The organism is Streptomyces sp. NPDC052396 (assembly GCF_044593195.1).
GTDB lineage: Bacteria > Actinomycetota > Actinomycetes > Streptomycetales > Streptomycetaceae > Streptomyces.
Genome location: NZ_JBIUAW010000006.1, coordinates 281,077 through 302,470 on the forward strand (window position 1 = coordinate 281,077; position 21,394 = coordinate 302,470).

Genomic DNA, 21,394 nt, shown 5'->3' on the forward strand with positions numbered 1-21,394 from the left:
CGCGACCCCAAGTGCCGGTGATTCCACGGGAGTCACCGGCACTTCGCCTGCCCCGTGGGGCGGCGGGCCAGGGCAGCGGCCGGTACGGCGGCGAGTGCGGTCATCCCGCCCACTGCCATCACCGCCGATGGGGACAGCCGGTCCACGACCACACCACCGGCCAGCGCGCCCAGCGACATGGTGGCCTGGAAGGAGGCCGTGAACAGGACCGAGGCCGTCTCCGGGGCGTCCGGGGCCGCCGCCCGGGCGAAGCAGGTCTGGGAGGCGACCGGTACGCCGCCGTAGGCGAACCCCCAGAGGGCCAGGGACACCAGCGCCCCCGGGGTCCGCCGGCCGAGCAGCGGGAGGGACAGGGCCGACAGGGCGATCAGGGCGCCCGCCAGCGCCAGCACGGTGCGTGGGTGGCAGCGGGACAGTGCTGAACTCGCGGCGAAATTACCGGCGATGCCCGCCGCGCCGTAGACCAGGAGGACAGCGGTCACGGCCTCGGGGGAGAGCCTGGGCACCTGCTCCAGGAAGGGCGTCACATAGGTGTACGCGCCGAAGTGGGCGAGCACCACCAGGAGGGTCAGTGCGAGTGCCCACCGGGTGCCACCGCCCCGGCAGCCGTCGCGCAGCGAGCTCAGCCGGGTGACCCGCACCGGCGGCAGCGGCGGCAGGACCAGGACGGCCGCGATGAGTACGGCGGTGGTGAGAACTCCCATGGCCGCGAAGGCGGTTCGCCAGCCGGCCACATGGCCGACAAAGGTGCCCAGCGGTACGCCGAGCACGGAGCCCAGCGGAACGGCGGAGAACATCAAGGCCGTTGCCCGGCCGGCCGATCCGGCGGGCACCAGTCGTTCGGCCAGGCCGGCGGCGATGGACCAGAAACCGCCGATGGTGATGCCCAGGAGCGCCCGGGAAACCAGCACCACCCGGTAGTCGGGTGCGGCCGCGGCGAGAAAGTCGCCGATGGCCAGCAGAAGGATGAAGGCACACAGCATCCGACGGCGGTCGACCCGGGCGGTGACCACGGTCACCATGGGCGCGGCGACCGCGGCGAGGATGCCGGGCATGGTCATCGTCAGGCCCGCCATTCCGTCCGAGACGGTGAAGTCGGCGCCGATCGAGGTGAGCAGGCCGATCGGCAGGATTTCGACGGTGACGATGGAGAAGAGCCCGGTGGTCACGGTGAGGACGGCCGGCAGGCCGGTCAGCCGGGTCCGGGCGGGCGGGGCGGCGCCGGTGATGGGCATGGATTCCCTTCCGGGGTGGGGGGGCGGGGGCGCGCACCAGTCCAGCAAGGAGCCTCGGTCCCGGTCTGGCGGGAAAGCGACGGAGCGGTGGCCCGTCCACACCCGCTTCAAGTGATTCAGCTCACGCTTTGCGAGAAAAAGGGCATACGTTCCGCGGTTCGGGTTAGGCGCCGCCCGTTGTCGACCCTCGTTTGTCGGCGACGGCACAGCTCACGACCGGAGGACAGAGGAATGACACGCCACGTCGAGACGATCCATGTCGACGGTGTCTGGCGCGCCGCCGCGGCCGGTACGCGGCGGGAGGTGCTGGACCCCGCCGACGGCACGACCCTCGCCGTGGTCTCCGAAGGCGGCGCCGAGGACACGGACGCGGCGGTCGCCGCCGCGCGGCGGGCCTTTGATCACGGGCCCTGGCCGCACACTCCGGTCGCCGAACGCGCCGCCCTGCTGCGCCGGGTGGCGGAGCTGCTGCAGCGCGACCGGGAGACCATCGCGCTCACCGAGAGCCAGGACACCGGAAAGACCCTGGAGGAAGGGCGGGTTGACGTCGACGATGTCACCAACGCCTTCCGGTACTTCGCCGACCTGGTGGTCAACGAGGGCGGCGGCCGCGTGGTGGACGCCGGCAGCGCTCAGGTGCACAGCGTGGTGGTGCATGAGCCGGTGGGCGTCTGCGCCCTGATCACCCCCTGGAACTACCCGCTGCTCCAGGCCAGTTGGAAGATCGCCCCGGCGCTGGCGGCCGGCAACACCTTTGTGGTCAAGCCCAGTGAGATCACCCCGCTGTCCACCGCCCATCTGATCCGGCTGCTGGTGGAGGCCGGACTCCCGGCCGGTGTGGCCAATATCGTCACCGGCGCCGGCGACCCGGTGGGCGCCCGGCTCGCCGAGCACCCCCAGGTCGACCTGGTCTCCTTCACCGGCGGACTGGCCAGCGGCACCCGGGTGATGCAGGCCGCCGCCCCCTCGGTGAAGAAGGTGGCCCTGGAACTCGGCGGCAAGAACCCCAATGTGGTCTTCGCCGACGCCTGCGCCACCGACGAGGACTTCGACACCGCCGTGGACCAGGCGCTCAACGCCGCCTTCATCCACAGCGGCCAGGTCTGCTCGGCCGGCTCCCGCCTGATCATCGAGGCATCGGTACGTGAGCGCTTTGTCGCCGAACTCGCCCGCCGCGCCCAGAAGATCCGGCTGGGCCGGGGCACCGCCAAGGACGTGGAGTGCGGGCCGCTGGTATCGGCCGCCCAACTGGCCAAGGTGGAGGGGTATGTCGCCGCCGCCCTGCGCGAGGGCGCCGTACTGCGCTGCGGCGGCGCCCGCCCCGAACCGGCCGAGGACCGGCCCGCCACCGGCTACTTCTACGAGCCCACCGTGCTGGACCGCTGCAACCGCGGCATGAAGGTGATCCGCGAGGAGACCTTCGGCCCCATCCTCACCGTGGAGACCTTCCGCACCGAGGACGAGGCCATCGCCCTCGCCAATGACACCGAGTACGGGCTGGCGGGCGCCGTCTGGACCAAGGACGCGGGCCGCGCCCGCCGGGTCGCCGGGCGGCTGCGCCACGGCACGGTGTGGATCAACGACTACCACCCCTACCTGCCCCAGGCGGAGTGGGGCGGCTTCGGCAAGTCCGGCATCGGACGTGAGCTGGGCCCCTCCGGTCTCGCCGAGTACCGGGAGGCCAAGCACATCTACCAGAACCTCGCACCCCGCCCGGTGCGCTGGTTCGCCGGCTGAGCAACCGGGCGCGCAGCCAGGCCAGTTACCACGTCCGACCGACTTCAGGAGTACCCCCATGCCCCCCGCAGTGGAGAAGCCCGCAATGGAGCCCGCAGTGGAGCCCGCAGTGGAGAAGATCGAGGCCGACTATGTCGTGGTCGGCGGTGGCACCGCGGGATCGGTGATCGCCTCCCGGCTCGCCGAGGACCCGGGGACCACCGTTGTGGTCATCGAGGGCGGCCCCTCCGACATCGACCGCCCCGATGTACTGACGCTGCGCCGCTGGCTCGGCCTGCTCGGCGGCGACCTGGACTATGACTACCCCACCACGCCCCAGCCGCGAGGCAATTCGCATATCCGGCACAGCCGGGCCCGGGTGCTCGGCGGGTGCTCCTCGCACAACACCCTGATCTCCTTCAAGCCGCTGCCCGGCGACTGGGACGAGTGGGCGACCGCGGGCGCCGAGGGCTGGGACGCCGCATCCATGGACCCCTACTTCGACCGGCTGCGCAACAACATCGTCCCGGTGGACGAGAAGGACCGCAACGCCATCGCCCGCGACTTTGTGGCGGCCGCGCAGCGGGCCGCCGATGTGCCCCGGGTGGAGGGCTTCAACAAGAGGCCCTTCCATGAGGGCGCCGGCTTCTTCGACCTGGCCTACCACCCGGAGAACAACAAGCGCTCCTCCGCCTCCGTCGCCTACCTCCACCCGCATATCGAGGCCGGTGACCGCCCCAACCTCCGCATCCTGCTGGAGACCTGGGTGCACCGGCTGGAACTGGACGGCGACCGGGCGACGGGGGTGCGCGCCCGCACCCAGGACGGCACCGAGCTGCTGGTCCGGGCGCGCCGCGAAGTGGTGCTCTGCGCGGGCGCGGTGGACACCCCCCGGCTGCTGCTGCACTCCGGCATCGGCCCCAAGGGCGACCTGGCGGCGCTGGGCATCGAGGTGGTGCACGACCTGCCGGGTGTCGGCGAGAACCTGCTGGACCATCCGGAGTCGGTGATCGTCTGGGAGACCGACGGCCCCATTCCGGAGAACTCCGCGATGGACTCCGACGCCGGCCTGTTCGTCCAGCGCGACCCGGCCGCCAACGGTCCGGACCTGATGTTCCACTTCTACCAGATCCCCTTCACCGACAACCCGGAGCGGCTGGGCTATCAACGGCCCGCGCACGGGGTGTCGATGACCCCCAACATCCCCAAGCCGCACAGCCGTGGCCGGCTCTTCCTCACCAGCGCCGACCCCGCCGTCAAACCCGCCCTGGACTTCCGGTACTTCACCGACGAGGACGACTACGACGCCCGGACCCTGGTCGACGGAATCCGCCTGGCCCGGGAGATAGCCGCCACCGAGCCGCTGGCCGGCTGGCTCAAGCGCGAGGTGTGCCCCGGCCCGGAGATCACCGGCGACGAGGAGCTCAGCGAGTACGCGCGCAAGGTGGCGCACACCGTCTACCACCCGGCCGGAACCTGCCGGATGGGCGCCGCGGACGATGAACTGGCGGTGGTCGACCCGCAGTTGCGGGTACGCGGACTGAAGGGACTGCGGATAGCCGACGCCTCGGTGTTCCCGACCATGCCCGCGGTCAACCCGATGATCGGAGTGCTGATGGTGGGAGAGAAGTGTGCCGAGCTGCTTGTCCAGGGTCCCCAGGCGGGAGGTGACGGCCGGTGAACGGAAACCAGCCCGTCTTCGCCGTCCGCAACCTCTGGAAGGTCTTCGGCCCCAAGGCCGGGCGTGTCCCCGGCGGTGAACTGGCCGACCTCGACCCGGAGGAGCTCCGCCGCCGCACCGGCTGCACCGCCGCCGTCCGCGACATCTCCTTCGATGTCCGCCCCGGCGAGGTCTTTGTCGTCATGGGCCTGTCCGGCTCCGGCAAGTCCACCCTGGTGCGCTGCCTCACCCGGCTGATAGAGCCCACCAGCGGCACCATCGCCATCGACGGCGAGGATGTGTGCGCCATGGACAAGAACGCGCTGCGCGAACTGCGCCGGCACCGCGCGGCCATGGTCTTCCAGCACTTCGGGCTGCTGCCGCACCGCACCGTACTGGACAATGTGGCCTACGGCCTGGAGATCCAGGGCATGGCCAAGGCCGAACGCCGCGCCAAGGCCGCCGAGATGGTGGAGAAGGTGGGCCTGGCCGGCCTGGAACTGCGCCGCCCCACCCAGCTCTCCGGCGGCCAGCAGCAGCGGGTCGGCCTGGCCCGGGCACTGGCCGCCGACCCCGAAGTGCTGCTGTTCGACGAGCCGTTCAGCGCCCTGGACCCGCTGATCCGCCGCGATATGCAGGACGAGGTGGTCCGGCTGCACCGGGACGAGGGCCGCACCATGGTCTTCATCACCCATGACCTCTCCGAGGCGCTGCGCGTCGGCGACCGCATCGCGCTGCTGCGCGACGGCCGCCTGGTGCAGTGCGGCACCCCGGAGGAGATCGTCGGCTCCCCGGCCGACGACTATGTCCGCGACTTCGTCCGGGACGTCCCCCGCGAGCAGGTGATCACCGTGCGCCGGGCCATGCGCCCGGTCGCCCTCGGCGAGGCGGACAGCGGCCCCGCGGTCAGCCCCGGCACCACCGTCGCCGACGCCATCGACCTGGTCGCCCGGGACGGCGGCTCGGCCCGGGTGGTGGACAAGGGGCGCTGTGTGGGGGTGGTCGACTCCGCCTGCCTGCTCCGTGTGGTCGCGGGCCTGGACGGCCGGAACCGGATCGAGAAAGCCGCGGCATGAGCATCACCAGTACCACCACCCGTACCACCACTCCGGTGTCCGATCTCCCCGCCGCCGCGGGCCGGCTGCTGCGCCGGCCCGGCGCCCGCAAGGTGCTGGCCCTGCTGGTGGCCGGGGCGCTGCTCGGCCCGGTCGCCAACGCCCTCTGGGGCAGCGGCAGCTGGCCCCATGAGCTGACCGTCTCGCTGACCGGCCCGCTGGGCCGGGCCAATGACTGGATCGTCAACAACCGCGACAGCCACTGGGTCTTCCTGTACTTCTTCGGGTACATCAGCCAGGCCATCATCGGCTCGGTCCGGGCCGTCTACCTGCTGCTGCTGGCCCTCGGCTGGGCCGGGGTCACCGCGGCCGCCGGGCTGATCGCCTGGCGCGCCGCCGGGACCCGGGCCGCCGTCACGGCAGTGCTCTCCTTCGCGGTGTGCGGCCTGCTGGGCATGTGGGTGCCGACCATGCGGACGCTGGCCCTGATGGTCGTCGCGGTCGCCGCGTCCATCGCGGTGGGCGCGCTGCTGGGCCTGGCCGCCGGGCTCTCCGAGCGGGTGTTCCGCCTGCTGCGGCCCGTCCTGGACACCATGCAGGCGCTGCCCGCCTTCGCCTATCTGCTGCCCGTGGTGCTGGTCTTCGGCATCGGCGTGGCCCCCGCGGTGCTGGCCACCGTGGTCTATGCCGCCCCGCCGATGGCCCGGCTCACCGCGCTCGGCCTGCGCTCCACGGACCGGGGCGTGCTGGAGGCGGTGGAATCCCTGGGCGCCACCGGTTGGCAGCGCCTGCGCACCGCCCGACTCCCGCTGGCCCGGCGGCAGTTGCTGCTGGGCGTCAACCAGACCATCATGATGGCCCTGTCCATGGCCGTGATCGCCTCCGTGATCGGCGCCGACGGCCTGGGCGACCGGGTCTACCAGGCCCTGTCCACGGTGGACGTGGGCGCGGCCCTCGCGGCCGGCGTCCCGATCGTGCTGCTGGCGATCACCCTGGACCGGATGACGGCGGGCCGCGCCGCCGCGGACGCCCGCCGCGCACCGGGCCGCACCCGGACCGCGGCGGTGTGGGCCACCGGCCTGCTCGCCGTGGCGGCGGCCGCCGTCGCCGGAACCCAGTCCTGGCCCGACGGCTGGACCGTCACCATCGCCGCCCCGGTCAACCGGGCCAAGGACTGGATGGTCGACCACCTCTACAGCGGCATCCCCGGCATCGGCGGCACCGCCGACTGGGCCGCCCACTACACCGGCTGGGTGCTGGACCCGCTCCGGGACGGCCTCCAGGCCCTCCCCTGGTGGGCCGCCCTCCTCCTGGTCGCCCTGCTCGCCTGGCCCATCGGCACCTGGCGCACCACCCTCACCGCCGTGCTCTCACTCGCCGCCATCGGTGTGCTGGGCCGCTGGGACGCCGCCATGGACACCCTCTCCCAGGTGCTGGCCGCCGTGGCCGTCACCCTCCTGATCGGCTTCGCGGCCGCCATCGCGGTGGCCCGCAGCACCCGCGTCGAGCGGCTGCTGCGCCCCGTCCTGGACGTCTTCCAGACCATGCCGCAGTTTGTCTATCTGATCCCGGTGGTCGCCCTGTTCGGTGTGGGCCGCGCCCCGGCCGCCGCCGCGGCCGTGGTCTATGCCTTGCCCGCCGTGATCCGCATCGCGGGCCAGGGCCTGCGCCGCGCCGACCCCTCCGCCATGGAGTCCGCCCGCTCCCTGGGCGCCACCAGCGGCCAGCAACTGCTGCATGTCCAATTCCCCCTGGCCCGCGCCGAGTTGCTGCTGGCCGTCAACCAGGCCGTGGTCCTCGTCCTGTCCGTCGTCATCATCGGCGGCCTGGTCGGCGGCGGTGCCCTCGGCTACGACGTGGTCTTCGGCCTCGCCCAGGGCGACCTGGCCACCGGGCTGGTCGCGGGCGTCTCCATCGCCTGCCTGGGACTGATGCTGGACCGGGTCACCCAGCCGACGAAGGGAGCGCGCGATGCGTAGCCGCACTCTGCTCACCGCCGCCGCCGCGTTCGGCCTGCTGGCCGTCACCGGCTGCGGTGCCGCCGACATGACCAAGCAGGGCTCGCCCTACGCCAACGCGGCGGGCGCCAAGAGCGTCACCCTGTCCGTACAGTCCTGGGTGGGCGCCCGTGCCAACGAGGCGGTGGCGCAATACCTGCTGGAGCACGAACTGGGCTACCGGGTGGACACCGTCCAGGTGGACGAGGTCCCCGCCTGGGACGCACTCAGCCAGGGCCGGGTGGACGCCATCCTGGAGGACTGGGGCCACCCCGACCAGGAGAAGCGCTATGTGACCGACAAGAAGACGGTGGTGGACGGCGGACAGCTGGGCGTCACCGGCCATATCGGCTGGTGGGTGCCCAAGTACTTCGCCGACGCCCACCCCGATGTCACCGACTGGAAGAACCTCGACAAGTACGCGGACCAGCTGCGCACCCCCGAGAGCGGCGGCAAGGGCCAGCTGCTGGACGGCTCGCCGTCCTATGTCACCCACGACAAGGCCCTGGTGAACAACCTCAAGCTGAACTACCAGGTGGTGTTCGCCGGTTCGGAGGCGGCGCAGATCACCCAGCTCAAGCAGTTCGCCAAGGAGAAGCGGCCGTTCCTGACCTACTGGTACGAGCCGCAGTGGCTGTTCAACGAAGTGCCCATGACCGAGGTCAGGCTGCCGCCCTACAACGCGGCCTGCGACGCCAAGGGCACCAAGGATCCGGCGTCGGTGGACTGCGCGTACCCCACCACCCCCCTGAAGAAGTTCCTCAACGCCGACTTCGCCCGCAAGGGCGGGGCGGCGGCCCGGTTCCTGAAGAAGTTCCACTGGACCAAGCAGGACCAGAACGAGGTCTCCCAGCTGATGGCCGAGGACAAGCTGTCCGCGGAGGAGGCGGCCAAGCGGTGGGTTCACACACATCCGGAGGAGTGGAAGACATGGTTGTGACGACGCCCGGTCGTCAGGACGCGAGTGATCCCTACGACCGCGTCGGCACCGAGGTGGTGCACGACATCTTCACCGAAACGGCGACCCGCCTGGCCGGCCAGTACCTGGCCCTGGCGGACGCCTCCCCCGACGACTCCGAGGGCGACCGCCTGCGCGAGCGCGCCATGCGGCTGCTCACCCTCAAGCGGGCCGTTCCGGCGGACGACCGCGCCCAGTTGACCGCGTATATCCGGCTGTGGCGGGGGGAGTTGGAGGCGTTGAAGGGGGTGGCGCGGTAGGCGGTGCCCGACGGGACGCGGCTCCTGATGAGCAGGCCCGCGAGGCTGCCATCGACCTGGCGGACATCGCCATCGCATTGCGGGCCAAGGCCGACCCCGGCCCGCCCTACGCCAGCAACCCCGCCATCGTCTCGTAAGCCGCCACCATCCACTCCGGCTCGCCGTTGTCCCGTCCCCAGTGCGCGGCCATGGTGGCGCGGAACTGGGCCCAGCGCACGGCTCGTTCGGGGGCGCAGTCGGCCGCTTCGGCGAAGATGGTCAGACGGCGCAGCAGGGCGGTGCGTACATCGGTGGCGGTGAGCAGGTCGTGGGCGCGGCTGCGCAGGGTGGTGTAGGCGTCATAAGCCGGGTCGCCGGCCCAGCCCTTGGGGTCGACGGCCAGCCAGGGTTCGCGGTCGGCCCGCAGGACGTTGTTGGCGTGCAGGTCGCCGTGGAGCAGGGTGTCCGGCTGGTCGGGGCCCAGTTCGCGGAGGGTGGCCAGGGCCGCGTCCAGGGTGCGGGCGGGCAGCGGGTGGCCCAGCCGGGCGGCGTCCTTGGGGAGTTGTTCCTGCCACTCGGGGATGCGGTCGCGCAGGCGCGGCAGGGCGGGCGGCGCGGGGACGGCCAGGCGCCGGGCCAGCTGCCCGGCGACGGCCATCGCCTCGTCGGCGGAGGGGAGTTGGGCGAGGGTGGACTCGCCCGCCCGCTCCAGGAGCATGGCGAACCGGGGGTCGTCCCGTTCCAGGAGCCGTACCGCGCCCCGCCCCCGCCAGGCCGCGAAGGCGTCCGGCTCATGGACGTTCCCATGGTGCGGGAAGGAGATCTTGAGCATGGCCGGGGTGCCGTCGGCCCGGTGGACCGGGAGGACCAGGCCCACCATGCCGTGCACCACGGGATCGGTGGTGCGCACGCACTGCCAGCGGTGCAGCAGTTCGTCCGCCAGGTCCGGCAGCGAGGCGAGCCAGGCGCGTCCCGGCTCGCCCTCGCGGTCGATGGTGTGCTGGGCAAATCCCTCTGGTATCAGGAGCATTGGGGGAACCTAGCAGCAGGCGGCGCGCAGCTCCCGGGCGCTGTCCGCGAGGGCCGTCATGGCCTTGCGGTGCAGGCCGCCGCCGAAGGTGATCCGGGCGGCGCCCAGTTCGCCCAGCTCCCGGGGGGTGGGGCCGGTGGGCAGGGCGATGGCGTTGACCGGCAGGGTGACCGCCGTGGCGAACTCGGCCAGCTGCCCGGGGGAGGCGAGGATCGGGTAGAGGCAGTCGGCGCCGGCCTCCGTATAGCGGCGGGCCCGGTCCAGGGCCTGGTCCAGGCCGGTGACACCGCGCAGATAGGTGTCCACCCGGGCGTTGATGAACAGGGCGTCGCCCGCCTCGGCCCGTACCACCGCCAGATAGTCGGCCTGCTCCCCGGGGTCCCTGAGCTGCCCGGTGGCGGGGTCGCTGTCCTCCAGGTTGCAGCCGGCCGCGCCGGCCTCCAGCAGCCGTACCACCAGTTCCGCGGGCGGCAGGCCATAGCCGGCCTCCACATCCGCGGTGACCGGCACCTCGACGGCGCGGGTGATCCGGGCGAGGGCGGCGAACATCTCGGCGGGCGGCGCCTGGCCGTCCGCGTACCCCAGCGCCGCCGAGACCCCCGCGCTAGGCGTGGCCAGGGCCGGGAAGCCGGCCTCGGCGAAGACCCGGGCGCTGGCCGCGTCCCAGGGCCCGGGCAGCACCAGCGGATCACCGGCGGCCCGGCCGTGGTGCAGGGCGCGCAGCGTGGCGGCGGTCACCGGAAGTTGCCCGGGGAAGTGCGGAAGGCGACGTTGTAGCGGTTCCAGAAGTTGATGACGCCGATCAGCGAGACCAGGTGGGACAGCTGGGTGGTGTCGAAGTGCTCGGCGGCGCGGTCATAGACCTCGTCCGGGACAAAGCCGTCGGTGAGGACGGTGACCGCCTCGGTGAGGGCGAGCGCGGCCCGTTCCCGCTCGGTGTAGAGGCCGGTGGCCTCCTCCCAGGCGGCCAGCAGATGAATGCGCTCCGCGCGTTCGCCGCCCGCCAGCGCGTCCTTGACATGCATGTCGATACAGAAGGCGCAGTGGTTGACCTGCGAGGCGCGGATCAGGACCAGTTCGACCAGGGTGGGGTCGAGGCCCTTCTTGGCGGCGCCGGTCGCGGCATGGATCGCCTGGTAGACCTCGGCGGGCAGCTTGCCCTGACGGGACGACATGACGGAGTTCTCGCTTTCCTCGGCGTAGGAGGTCAGTGCTTGACGGGGGCGGCCCGGTAGGTGCCGGGGGTCATCCGGGTGGTGACACCGATCCGGTTCCAGGCGTTGATGGCGACGATCACGCCGATGACATGGGCCAGTTCGGTCTCGTCGAAGTGCTCGGCGGCGCGGTCGTAGACCTCGTCCGGGACAAAGCCGTCGGTGAGGACGGTGACCGCCTCGGTGAGGGCGAGCGCGGCCCGTTCCCGCTCGGTGTAGTAACCGGCCGCCTCCTCCCAGGCGTTGAGCAGATGGATCCGCTCCGGGCGCTCACCGTCCGCCAGCGCGTCGGTGGTGTGCATATCGATGCAGAAGGCGCAGTGGTTGAGCTGGGAGGCACGGATCTTGATCAGCTCGATCAGGGTGGGGTCCAGGTCCTTCTTGGCGGCGGTCTCGACGCCGGCCAGCGCCCGGTAGACCTCGGGTGCGAGCCGCGAGAAGTGCATCCGCGGGCTGGGTGCGTTCGTCATGGCAGCGACGCTACGCCCCGGAAGGCCCATGGGTATGGTCCATTCCCATGAGGAATTCCTGGGCCATTTCGGAGGCCGTGGCGGATGTGGCGGGCGTCGACCTGCATCTGGACCTGTCCGGTCCGGGCGGGGTACGGGCCGCGCTGATCCGCGCGCTGCGGGAGGCGGTGCGCTCCGGGCGGCTGGTGGCCGGCACTCGGCTGCCGTCCTCCCGCTCGCTCGCCACCGACCTGGGGCTGGCCCGCAACACCGTCGCCGACGCCTATGGCGAGCTGGTCGCGGAGGGCTGGCTGACCGCCCGGCAGGGCTCCGGCACCCGGGTCGCCCCGCGCCCGGCACCCCGTCCGGCGGCCCGGCGGGCCCGTCCGGTGCCGGCCGTCGCCCGTCCCGCGTACGACCTGCGGCCCGGCTCCCCGGATGTGTCCGCCTTCCCGCGCACGGCCTGGCTGGCGGCCGCGCGCCGGGCGCTGAGCGCCGCCCCGCACACCGCCTTCGGCTATGGCGACGGCCGGGGACGCCCGGAGCTGCGCGCTGCCCTGGCCGACTACCTGGCACGGGCCCGCGGGGTGCGCACCGACCCGGAGCGGATCGTGGTCTGTGCCGGGTTTATGCAGGGACTGGCCCTGCTGGGGCGGGTACTGCGGCGGCGCGGGATAGCGGCGGCCGGCATCGAGCGCTACGGGCTGTGGTACCACCACCAGGCCCTGGAGCGGGCGGGTCTGCGGCTGTCCCCGCTGCCGCTGGACGAACACGGCGCACAGGTAGCGGAGTTGGACGACCGTACGGACCTGCGGGCGGTGCTGCTCAGCCCCGCCCACCAGTTCCCGACCGGGGTGCCGCTGCACCCGGGCCGGCGGGCGGCGGTGGTGCGGTGGGCGTCCCGGGTGGACGGACTGATCCTGGAGGACGACTACGACGGGGAGTTCCGCTACGACCGCCAGCCGGTCGGCGCCCTGCAGGGCCTGGCGCCGGAGCAGGTCGTCTACTGCGGTACGGCCAGCAAGTCCCTGGCCCCCGGGCTGCGGCTGGGGTGGCTGGTGCTGCCGGAGCATCTGGTGGACGAGGTACTGGCGGTCAAGAGCACGGGGGAGTGGGGGAACAGCGCACTGGACCAGCTGACCCTGGCGGAGTTCATCAACTCCGGTGCGTACGACCGCCATGTGCGGTCGATGCGGCTGCGCTACCGCCGCCGGCGGGACGAACTGGTGGCGGCACTGGCCGGGCGGGCCCCGCATATCGGGGTGACCGGCATCGCGGCCGGGCTGCATGTGGTGCTCCGGCTGCCGCCCGGGACGGAACAGGACGTACTGCGGGCGGCGGCGTGGGACGGCCTGGCAATGGACGGGCTGAGCCGGTTCCGCTACAGCGAGGGGGAGGACGAGGCGGAGGACCGGGGGGAGCGCGCCTTCGACGGGCTGATCGTGGCCTATGGCACGCCGCCGGACCATGCGTTCCCGGGGGCGCTGGAGGCATTGCTGCGGGTGTTGCCGGGGCCCGCCGGGGGGTGAGCGAGGAGTCGGGCCGCGTTTCCTGCGCGGACCTAGGTGTCTGATGGCCCTTGACCAACCGCCCCGGACGCAGCGCCTCGGCGCCTTCCGGGGCGCCCCGGAAGGGGCGCGGGGAACTGCGCGACCAGCCACAAACGGCCCGCACCTGAAGACGCACCTCAGCGAGGCCCGCCCCCCGAACCCTCAACTCCGCCGGAGGCGTTCGCCTCTCCGAAGCGGGCCAGGGCCAGCGCCCCCAGGACCGCGAGGACAAACCCGGCGATGGCCAGCGGAGCCAGGCCGGGCCGGGTGCGGTCGTCCAGCCAGGCGACCCCCACCAGCGCCGGCCCCACCGTCTCCCCGATCACCATCCCGGCCGTGGCGGCCGTCACCGATCCGCGCTGCAACGCCGAGGTGAGCAGCAGGAACGCCGCGCCGCCGCCCAGCAGGAGGGCATAGAGGGCCGGGTTGGTGAGCAGGCCGGCCGGGGAGAGGTCATCGATCAGGCGGACGGCGACCTCCACCACCCCGAAGCCCAGGCCCGCGCCCAGGCCCAGCACCGCGGCCCGGGCCCGTCCGGGCAGGCGGCCGCCCAGGGCGCCGATGGCCAGGACCCCGGCGGCCACCGCCAGCACCCCCAGGCGCAGGCCGGTGGAGCCGGTGCGGTGGCCCTCGGCGCCGGCGGCCAGGCCCAGCATGGCCAGGCCGCCGCAGACCACGGCCACGGCCGCCCACTCCACCCCGCTCAGCCGCACCTTCAGCACCTCGGCGGCCACCACCGCGGTCACCGCCAGGCTGGCGGCGAGCGCGGCACCCACCGCGTAGATCGGCAGGGTGCGCAGGGCCACCAGCTCCAGCAGGAAGCCCAGACCGTCCAGGCCCAGTCCGGCCAGATAGCGCCACTGTCGCGCCGCCCGTACCAGCAGCACCGGGTCGACGCCGGAGCCGCTGCCGGGGGCGGCGGCCCGGGCCGCCACGGCCTGGAGGACGGAGGCGGTGCCGAAGCAGACCGCGGAGCCGAGGGCGCAGAGCATGCCGAGGATCACAGGGGCGACTGTAGGCCCGGCGCGGTCCGGTTCTCAGCGGAACGCGTGCACCAGATGACCGCCCGGCCTGGGCTCGTCCGGCCAGCGGCCCAGGCTCCGGCCGAACTCGGCGAAGTCGGTCAGCTCCACCTCCCAGCCGCGCTCGGTGAGCAGCGGCCGCGGATCGTCCGTCCCGTAGTGCCAGGCGGCTCCCCGCGCCGCCATCCCGTCCAGCATCGGGCGGGACGCGGGGTCGGCCAGCAGGCTCGCGGAGACAAAGTCGGTGAGCAGGTGGCTGCCCGGGGCCGAGAGCTCGGCGATCCGGTCGAACAGCCGGAGGACATCGGGTTCCTGGAGGTACTGGGTGAGGCCCTCGACCAGCCAGCAGGTGGGCTCCTCCGGCGAGAAGCCGGCCGCGGCCAGCGCGGCCGGCCAGTCGGCGGCCAGGTCCGCGGGGACGGTGACCCGCCGGCAGGTGGCGGCCGGCGCCTGGGCCAGCAGGGAGTTCTTCAGCTCCAGCAGCTCCGGCCGGTCCGCCTCGTAGCAGGTGCTGCCGGCGGGGAAGGGCAGCCGGTGGGCGCGGGTGTCCATGCCCGCGGCCGGCAGCACCAGTTGCCGGGGTCCGTCCCCGGCGCCGGTGATCCGGGCGAGCCGCTCGTCGAAGTAGCGGGTGCGCACCGCGATGGCGGGCTGCTCGCCGAAGGCTTCGGCCTGCGCCCGGCCGGCCTCCCCGGCCAGCAGCCCGGCCAGCGGGTCGTCGAAGAGCCGGTCGGGCCGCCGGGATTCGCGGTCGCGCAGGGCGGCGGTCAGCAAGGCGGTGCCGGCCACCGGGTCGAGTCCGGACATCGGTGTTCCTTTCGTTTGGTGAAGGTGCGGACGCCAGGCTGCCCCAACTCGGCCCGAGCCGAAGGGAATCCCCGGCCTGCCGCGCGAATGCGACACTCGGATACCGTTGGGCGGTGGAATCAGTCGTACTCGACGCGCTGGACAGGCAGTTGATACATGCCCTGCAACTGGACGGCCGGGCCTCGTTCAGCCGGATCGCCGCCGTGCTCGGCAGCTCCGACCGCACGGTGGCCCGCCGCTACCAACGGCTGCGCGGCGCCGGGGTGTTGCGGGTGGTGGGGCTGCCGGACGCGCGCCGGGTGGGCATGGTGGAGTGGTTCGTCCGCATCCAGTGCGCGCCACAGGCGGCCATGCCGGTGGCCGCGGCGCTGGTGCGGCGGGCGGACACCGCATGGGTGGGGCTGTCCTCCGGCGGCACCGAGATCACCTGTGTGATCCAGGCCCGCGAGGGCTCGCTCAACGGCAGCCTGCTGCTGCCGAAACTGCCCCGGACCGCTTCGCTGACCTCGGTGACCGCCCAGTGCGAGCTGCGCAAGGTGGCCGGGGCGGCGGGCTGGTCCGGCCGTACCTCGGCGCTGGAGCCGGAGCAGGCGGCGGCGCTGGCCCGGCCGGTGGACCCGTCCCGCACCGTGCGGCTCACCGAGGGGGACGAGCGGCTGTTCGGGGTGCTGGCCGGGGACGGCCGGGCCGTGGTGCCCGATCTGGCCGCCGCCACCGGCTGGTCGCAGTCCTCGGTCCGGCGCCGGCTGGAGGAGCTGCGGCGGGCGGGGGCGCTGTACTTCGACATCGAGATCGACCCGGCGCTCTACGGCCGGGGCTTCGGGGCGATGCTCTGGCTCACCGTGCTGCCCGCCGAGCTGGACCGGGTGACCAAGGCCCTGGCCGCCCACCCCGAGGTGGCCTATGCGGCCGTCACCACCGGCCGGAGCAATGTGGTGGCCGTGGTCGCCTGCCGGGACGCCGATGACCTCTACGGCTATCTGGCCACCCGGATCGGCGCCCTGCCCGGCGTCCTGGGCGCCGAGACCACCCCGGTCACCCGGTACATCAAGCAGGCGGGCACGGTACTGGTGCCCGCCCGCCGGCCCGGCGGACTCAGCCGGTCAGCACCGCCCGCAGCTGGTCCAGCCCCCAGTCCAGGTCCTCCTTGCTGATCACCAGCGGGGGAGCGATCCGGATGGTGGAGCCATGGGTGTCCTTGACCAGGACGCCGCGGTCCATCAGCCGCTCGGAGATCTCCCGGCCGGTGCCCAGGGACGGGGCGATGTCCACCCCCGCCCACAGGCCGCGGCCGCGCACCGCCTCCACCGCGCCCGCGGTGGCCAGCTGGCCCAGTTCGCGGTGCAGGTGTTCGCCCAGCTCGGTGGCGCGCTCCTGGAACTCGCCGGTCCGCAGAAGGGCGAGCACCTCCAGGGCCACCGCGCAGGCCAGCGGGTTGCCGCCGAAGGTCGAGCCATGCTCGCCGGGGCGGAACACGCCCAGCACCTCGCGGGAGGCGACCACCGCGGACACCGGCACCACCCCGCCGCCCAGCGCCTTGCCCAGGACATACACATCCGGCTCCACGCCCTCGTGCTCACAGGCGAAGGTCTTCCCGGTGCGCCCCAGGCCGGACTGGATCTCATCCGCGATGAACAGCACGTTCCGCTCGGCGGTCAGCCGCCGCACCCCCGCCAGATAGCCGGGCGGCGGCACCAGCACCCCCGCCTCGCCCTGGATCGGCTCCAGCAGCACGGCCACCGTGTGCTCGTCGACCGCCGCCGCCAGGGCGGCCAGGTCGCCATAGGGAACGATCTCGAAGCCGGGGGTGTAGGGGCCGTAGTCGGCCCGGGCCTCCGGATCCGTGGAGAAGCTGATGATGGTGGTGGTGCGGCCATGGAAGTTGTCGCCGGCGACGATGATCTTCGCCTTGCCGTCCGGTACGCCCTTGACCCGGTAGCCCCACTTGCGCGCGGTCTTCACCGCCGTTTCCACGGCCTCCGCGCCGGTGTTCATCGGCAGCACCATCTCCTTGCCGCAGAGCGCGGCCAGTTCACTGCAGAACTGGGCGAAACGGTCGTGGTGGAAGGCGCGCGAGGTGAGCGTGACCCGGTCCAGCTGGGCCTTGGCGGCGTTGATCAAACGGGAGTTGCCATGGCCGAAGTTGAGCGCCGAGTACCCGGCGAGCATGTCGAGGTAGCGGCGCCCCTCGACATCGGTCATCCACGCCCCCTGGGCGCTGGCCACCACCACCGGCAGCGGATGGTAGTTGTGCGCACTATGAGCCTCGGCGGCGGCGATGCTGCGTTCCGTGGACGCGGGTGGCTTAGCGGTCAACGTGCTCTCCGTTCAAGGTCGGCGCATGCTGTCTGACGCCTTTCTAACACCGGGAACCGGCCACGTGACCGGGCCGTCGGCAAGGAAGCGCCGCCGCACCTGAGAGAATGAGGGCATGGCTCTTGATCGTCCGCGCGCTCTCTCCGGTATCCAGCCCACGGCCGGCTCGTTCCACCTCGGCAACTACCTCGGTGCCGTACGCCAGTACGTGGCGCTGCAGGAGAGCCATGACGCGTTCTACATGGTCGTCGACCTGCACGCGATCACCGTTCCGCAGGACCCGGCCGAGCTGCGGTCCAACACCCGCGTCGCCGCCGCCCAGCTGCTGGCGGCGGGCCTGGACCCGGACCGCTGCACCCTGTTCGTCCAGAGCCATGTACCCGAGCACGCGCAGCTCGCCTGGGTGATGAACTGCCTCACCGGCTTCGGCGAGGCGTCCCGGATGACCCAGTTCAAGGACAAGTCCGCCCGGCACGGCGCCGACCGCACCACGGTCGGCCTGTTCACCTACCCGGTCCTCCAGGTCGCCGACATCCTGCTGTACCAGGCGAACGCGGTTCCGGTGGGTGAGGACCAGCGTCAGCACGTCGAACTCACCCGGGACCTGGCCGAGCGCTTCAACAGCCGCTTCGGCGAGACCTTCACCCTGCCCGCCGCGCATATCGTCCGCGAGACCGCCAAGATCTACGACCTGCAGGACCCGACGGCCAAGATGAGCAAGTCGGCCGCCACGCCCAAGGGCCTGGTCAACCTGCTGGACGAGCCCAAGGTCTCCGCCAAGAAGATCAAGAGCGCGGTCACCGACACCGACACCGTGATCCGCTTCGACCGCGAGCACAAGCCGGGCGTCAGCAACCTGCTGACCATTTACTCCACCCTCACCGGCACCACAATCGCGGAACTGGAGCGGAACTACGAGGGCAAGGGCTACGGTGCGCTCAAGACCGACCTCGCCGAGGTCATGGTGGAGTGGGTGACCCCGTTCCGCGCCCGCACCCAGGAGTACCTGGACGACCCGGAGACCCTGGACTCGATCCTGGCCAAGGGTGCCGAGAAGGCCCGCGCCGTGGCGGCCGAGACCCTGGCCCAGGCGTACGAGAAGGTGGGCTTCCTGCCCGCCAAGCACTGACGGACCGGTCCGGGCCGGGACCGGCCCGGACATCTGGCAGCGGCCTGGCGCAGCCGCCACACTGACCACGGGGACTACAGGCGCACTGGAGGGAGAACTGATGGGGACGGTGACGCTCGGCGTTTCGATCGCCGTCCCGGAGCCGTACGGCAGCTTCCTCCAGAAGCGCCGTGAGGGCTTCGGCGACCCGCACGCGCACGGCATCCCCACGCATGTCACCCTGCTGCCGCCCACCGAGGTGGACGCCGAGGCGCTGCCCGGGGTGGAGGCACATCTGGCGGAGGTGGCGGCGCGCGGACGGCCGTTCCGGATGCGGCTGTCCGGCACGGGCACCTTCCGGCCGCTGTCCCCGGTGGTCTTCGTCAAGGTCGCCGAGGGCTCGGCCGACTGCGCCTGGCTGCAGAAGCGGGTACGGGACGCGGCCGGGCCGCTGGCCCGGGAGCTGCAGTTCCCCTACCACCCGCATGTCACCGTGGCGCATGGCATCCCCGAGGAGGCCATGGACCGGGCCTACGCGGAGCTGGCGGACTACGAGGCGGCCTGGACCATCGAGGGCTTTGCGCTCTATGAGCAGGGAGAGGACGGTATCTGGCGCCTTGAGCGCGACTTTCCCTTTGGGGCCGGGGTGAGCCCGGCGCCGCCGGTGGTACCGCGCCAGGCCGGAGCCTTCCCCGAGCCCCGCCGGGTGTGAGCAGCGGGCCGGAACCGGGGTAGGCGTGGATCATGGACCGGCTCACCCGCCTGCCGCTGATCGGCCCCCCGCTCGCCCGCCTGATGGGCACCCACGCCTGGCACTCCTATGAGACCCTCGCCCGGGTCAAATGGAACCGGCTGGCCGCCACCATCACCTTCACCAGCTTCCTCGCCCTGTTCCCGCTGCTCACCGTGGGCGCGGCCATCGCCGCCGCGCTGCTCAGCCAGGACCGGGTGCGCTCCCTGGAACACGACCTCGCCCAGCAGGTCCCCGGCCTGTCCAGCAGCCTGGACCTGGGCTCCTTTGTGGACAACGCGGGCACGGTCGGCCTGGTGGCCGGGGCGCTGCTGCTGTTCACCGGCGTCGGCTGGGTGAGCTCGCTGCGGGAGTGCCTGCGCGCGGTCTGGGAGCTGGAGGAGGACCCCGGCAACCCGGTGCTGCTCAAGCTCAAGGACGCCGCCGTGCTGATCGGCCTGGGCTGTGTGCTGCTGGTCTCACTGGGCTGCTCGGCCTTTGCCTCGGCCGGGGTGAGCTGGGCCGCGCACCGGGCCGGGCTGCCCTCCCCGGTGCTCTCCGTGGCCGGAATCGCCGTGGCCGCGCTGGCCGACTTCCTGGTGATGCTGTTCGTACTGTCCCGGCTGCCGGGGGTGCGGCCGCACCGCCGCCCGCTGATCGGTGGTGCGCTGATCGGCGCCATCGGCCTGGAGGTGCTCAAGCTGGTGCTCAGCGGCTATCTGGGCCATGTGGCGGGCCGGAGCATGTACGGCGCCTTCGGCACCCCCGTCGCCCTGCTGCTGTGGATCAACTTCATGGCCAAGCTGACCCTCTACTGCGCGGCCTGGACGGCCACGCCCGCGCCGACCGGGGCGCGGGCGCGACCAGCCACGGACGAGCCGCAGCCGAACCGCGAACGCTAGGACCGCGGACGCCGCCGCACCAGATCCGGCAGCGGCCACTTCCGGTGCACCACAAACGCCGCCGCGCCCAGAGCCACCAGCGCACCCGCGCCGACCCCGACCGCCGTCCACATCCCGCCACCGCCGCCGGAGGACGCCGAGGCCGCCTGGGCGGCACCCTGCCCCTTGCTGCCGTCGGCCCCCTTGGGGCCCTCGTTCAGCGGCGGCACCAGCAGGCCCACCGGCTTGACGTGCCCGGCCGCCTCAAAGCCCCAGTCGAAGAGCCGCGCGGTCTCCTTGTAGACCTCGTTCGGCTCCTTGGTCTCCGGGTTCATCACGGTCACCAGCAGCTTCTTGCCGTCATGCTGGGCGACACCGGTGAAGGTGTTGCCGGCATTGGTGGTGGAGCCGTTCTTCACCCCGGCGATGCCCTTGTAGACCGGCACCCCGTTGCCGGTCAGCAGCCGGTTGGTGTTCTGGATGCCGAAACTCTCCCGCTTCTTGCCCTTCTTCTCCTCGCCGGGGAACTGGGCGGTGGCGGTGGCGCAGTACTCGCGGAAGTCCGCCTTCTGCAGGCCGGAGCGGGCGAACAGGGTCAGGTCATAGGCGCTGGAGACCTGGCCGTCGGCGTCATAGCCGTCCGGGGTGATCACATGGGTGTCATTGGCCTGCAACTGCTCGGCGTGGGCCTGCATGTCCTTCACCGTCTGCGCCACCCCTCCGTTCATCGCGGCCAGCACATGCACCGCGTCATTGCCCGAGCGCAGGAAGACGCCCAGCCACAGGTCGTGCACCGTGTAGGTGGACTCCTCCTTGATGCCCACCTGGCTGCTGCCCTCGCCCATGCCCTCCAGGTCGGCGGAGACCACCTTGTGCTCCTGGGTCCGGGGGAACTTGGGCAGCACGGTGTCGGCGAAGAGCATCTTCAGGGTGGAGGCCGGCGGCAGCTTCCAGTGCGCGTTCTTGGCCGCCAGCACCTCCCCTGACTCCGCGTCCGCCACCAGCCAGGAGTCCCCGCTCAGCTCCTTGGGCAGTTCCGGTGCCCCCGGCTGCAGTTGCACCTGCGGGCCCGGCTTGCCGAGCAGTTCGCCGCCCACCGTGGACATCCGGGCGGGCGGTTGCTTCGCCGGATGGCCCTTGGCGTCGGCCGGGGGGTGCGGCTGGTGCGTGGCCCTGGGGTGCGGCGTCGCCAGGGCGGGGGCGGCCGTGGCCAGCGGAAGCAGCAGCATGGCCGCCGCGGCCGCCAGCGCGGCGGTCCGCCGCGCGGGAAGTGATGTGGGGTTCGGCACGCTGGTGAACGTACCTTCCCCCGGCAGCCCGGGCGCCTTGTCAGTGGCAGGTGAGTGACCCGAGGACCCGATAGGACCAGTCGTCGATCCGGATCGCATACTGAAACCCATGGTGAATTCTTCCGGGGACGCCGTCCC

20 protein-coding genes are annotated in these 21,394 nt (G+C 72.4%); 11 read left to right on the top strand and 9 right to left on the bottom strand.

Going from position 1 to position 21,394, the window contains the following annotated elements:
- Positions 1 to 32: 32 nt before the first annotated feature.
- Complete coding sequence (locus ACIHFE_RS17865) at positions 33 to 1,235, bottom strand: MFS transporter (RefSeq protein WP_400107524.1); 1,203 nt, start codon at positions 1,233 to 1,235, stop codon at positions 33 to 35.
- 231 nt (positions 1,236 to 1,466) lie between these two features.
- Between ACIHFE_RS17865 and ACIHFE_RS17870 the strand changes: the two genes are divergently transcribed.
- From ACIHFE_RS17870 to ACIHFE_RS17895, 6 genes are all read left to right on the top strand, one after another.
- Positions 1,467 to 2,972: an aldehyde dehydrogenase family protein gene (locus ACIHFE_RS17870; RefSeq protein ID WP_400107526.1), complete on the top strand. Its 1,506-nt coding sequence runs from the start codon at positions 1,467 to 1,469 to the stop codon at positions 2,970 to 2,972.
- Positions 2,973 to 3,057: 85 nt separating this feature from the next.
- The gene (locus ACIHFE_RS17875) at positions 3,058 to 4,632 is read left to right on the top strand and encodes a GMC family oxidoreductase (RefSeq protein ID WP_400107528.1); all 1,575 of its coding nucleotides are present in this window, start codon (positions 3,058 to 3,060) and stop codon (positions 4,630 to 4,632) included.
- On the top strand, positions 4,629 to 5,687 hold the full coding sequence (locus ACIHFE_RS17880) for a glycine betaine/L-proline ABC transporter ATP-binding protein (protein WP_400107530.1): 1,059 nt from the start codon (positions 4,629 to 4,631) through the stop codon (positions 5,685 to 5,687). Before ACIHFE_RS17875 ends, ACIHFE_RS17880 begins: the two co-directional genes overlap by 4 nt.
- The gene (locus tag ACIHFE_RS17885) at positions 5,684 to 7,645 is read left to right on the top strand and encodes an ABC transporter permease subunit (protein WP_400107532.1); all 1,962 of its coding nucleotides are present in this window, start codon (positions 5,684 to 5,686) and stop codon (positions 7,643 to 7,645) included. Before ACIHFE_RS17880 ends, ACIHFE_RS17885 begins: the two co-directional genes overlap by 4 nt.
- Positions 7,638 to 8,603, top strand: a complete 966-nt coding sequence (locus ACIHFE_RS17890) for an ABC transporter substrate-binding protein (RefSeq protein ID WP_400107534.1) — start codon at positions 7,638 to 7,640, stop codon at positions 8,601 to 8,603. The genes ACIHFE_RS17885 and ACIHFE_RS17890 overlap by 8 nt, the downstream gene beginning before the upstream one ends.
- Positions 8,594 to 8,881 carry a hypothetical protein gene (locus ACIHFE_RS17895; protein WP_400107536.1) on the top strand — a complete coding sequence of 96 codons (288 nt, stop codon included), beginning with the start codon at positions 8,594 to 8,596 and terminating at the stop codon, positions 8,879 to 8,881. Before ACIHFE_RS17890 ends, ACIHFE_RS17895 begins: the two co-directional genes overlap by 10 nt.
- A gap of 106 nt (positions 8,882 to 8,987) precedes the next feature.
- Here ACIHFE_RS17895 and ACIHFE_RS17900 read toward each other — a convergent pair whose 3' ends face one another.
- From ACIHFE_RS17900 to ACIHFE_RS17915, 4 genes are read right to left on the bottom strand one after another with little or no spacing between them, the layout of a single operon-like run.
- Entirely contained in the window at positions 8,988 to 9,890 is a 903-nt protein-coding gene (locus ACIHFE_RS17900; protein ID WP_400107538.1) for an aminoglycoside phosphotransferase family protein, read from the bottom strand.
- 9 nt (positions 9,891 to 9,899) lie between these two features.
- Positions 9,900 to 10,628: an isocitrate lyase/phosphoenolpyruvate mutase family protein gene (locus ACIHFE_RS17905; RefSeq protein ID WP_400107540.1), complete on the bottom strand. Its 729-nt coding sequence runs from the start codon at positions 10,626 to 10,628 to the stop codon at positions 9,900 to 9,902.
- The gene (locus ACIHFE_RS17910) at positions 10,625 to 11,065 is read right to left on the bottom strand and encodes a carboxymuconolactone decarboxylase family protein (protein WP_400107541.1); all 441 of its coding nucleotides are present in this window, start codon (positions 11,063 to 11,065) and stop codon (positions 10,625 to 10,627) included. Before ACIHFE_RS17910 ends, ACIHFE_RS17905 begins: the two co-directional genes overlap by 4 nt.
- A 32-nt stretch (positions 11,066 to 11,097) precedes the next feature.
- On the bottom strand, positions 11,098 to 11,574 hold the full coding sequence (locus tag ACIHFE_RS17915; protein ID WP_400107543.1) for a carboxymuconolactone decarboxylase family protein: 477 nt from the start codon (positions 11,572 to 11,574) through the stop codon (positions 11,098 to 11,100).
- A gap of 47 nt (positions 11,575 to 11,621) precedes the next feature.
- On the opposite strand from ACIHFE_RS17915, the gene ACIHFE_RS17920 reads away from it, so the two are divergent.
- Positions 11,622 to 13,082, top strand: coding sequence for a PLP-dependent aminotransferase family protein (locus ACIHFE_RS17920; RefSeq protein ID WP_400107545.1), 1,461 nt, complete (start codon positions 11,622 to 11,624; stop codon positions 13,080 to 13,082).
- Positions 13,083 to 13,240: 158 nt separating this feature from the next.
- Here the strand turns inward: ACIHFE_RS17920 and ACIHFE_RS17925 are convergent, their stop codons facing one another.
- The gene (locus ACIHFE_RS17925; protein ID WP_400108025.1) at positions 13,241 to 14,095 is read right to left on the bottom strand and encodes a hypothetical protein; all 855 of its coding nucleotides are present in this window, start codon (positions 14,093 to 14,095) and stop codon (positions 13,241 to 13,243) included.
- Positions 14,096 to 14,140: 45 nt separating this feature from the next.
- A complete protein-coding gene (locus ACIHFE_RS17930; RefSeq protein WP_400107547.1) occupies positions 14,141 to 14,932 on the bottom strand; it encodes an SAM-dependent methyltransferase in 792 nt (263 codons plus the stop codon).
- A gap of 113 nt (positions 14,933 to 15,045) precedes the next feature.
- On the opposite strand from ACIHFE_RS17930, the gene ACIHFE_RS17935 reads away from it, so the two are divergent.
- A complete protein-coding gene (locus tag ACIHFE_RS17935; RefSeq protein WP_400107549.1) occupies positions 15,046 to 16,086 on the top strand; it encodes an Lrp/AsnC family transcriptional regulator in 1,041 nt (346 codons plus the stop codon).
- Here the strand turns inward: ACIHFE_RS17935 and rocD are convergent.
- Positions 16,028 to 17,248, bottom strand: coding sequence for an ornithine--oxo-acid transaminase (gene rocD, locus ACIHFE_RS17940; RefSeq protein ID WP_400107551.1), 1,221 nt, complete (start codon positions 17,246 to 17,248; stop codon positions 16,028 to 16,030). The two genes, ACIHFE_RS17935 and rocD, sit on opposite strands and share 59 nt — an antisense overlap.
- 115 nt (positions 17,249 to 17,363) lie before the next feature.
- Between rocD and trpS the strand changes: the two genes are divergently transcribed.
- The 3 genes from trpS (at position 17,364) to ACIHFE_RS17955 (ending at position 19,988) form a co-directional block, all read left to right on the top strand.
- Positions 17,364 to 18,377 carry a tryptophan--tRNA ligase gene (trpS, locus tag ACIHFE_RS17945; RefSeq protein WP_400107553.1) on the top strand — a complete coding sequence of 338 codons (1,014 nt, stop codon included), beginning with the start codon at positions 17,364 to 17,366 and terminating at the stop codon, positions 18,375 to 18,377.
- Between the two features lie 100 nt (positions 18,378 to 18,477).
- Positions 18,478 to 19,068 (top strand): 2'-5' RNA ligase family protein, encoded by a 591-nt coding sequence (locus ACIHFE_RS17950; RefSeq protein WP_400107555.1) that lies wholly within the window; start codon positions 18,478 to 18,480, stop codon positions 19,066 to 19,068.
- A 32-nt stretch (positions 19,069 to 19,100) separates the two neighbouring features.
- Positions 19,101 to 19,988 (top strand): YihY/virulence factor BrkB family protein, encoded by an 888-nt coding sequence (locus ACIHFE_RS17955; RefSeq protein WP_400107557.1) that lies wholly within the window; start codon positions 19,101 to 19,103, stop codon positions 19,986 to 19,988.
- Here ACIHFE_RS17955 and ACIHFE_RS17960 read toward each other — a convergent pair.
- A complete protein-coding gene (locus tag ACIHFE_RS17960) occupies positions 19,985 to 21,256 on the bottom strand; it encodes a D-alanyl-D-alanine carboxypeptidase family protein (RefSeq protein ID WP_400107559.1) in 1,272 nt (423 codons plus the stop codon). The genes ACIHFE_RS17955 and ACIHFE_RS17960 overlap by 4 nt on opposite strands.
- Between the last annotated feature and the right edge of the window lie 138 nt (positions 21,257 to 21,394).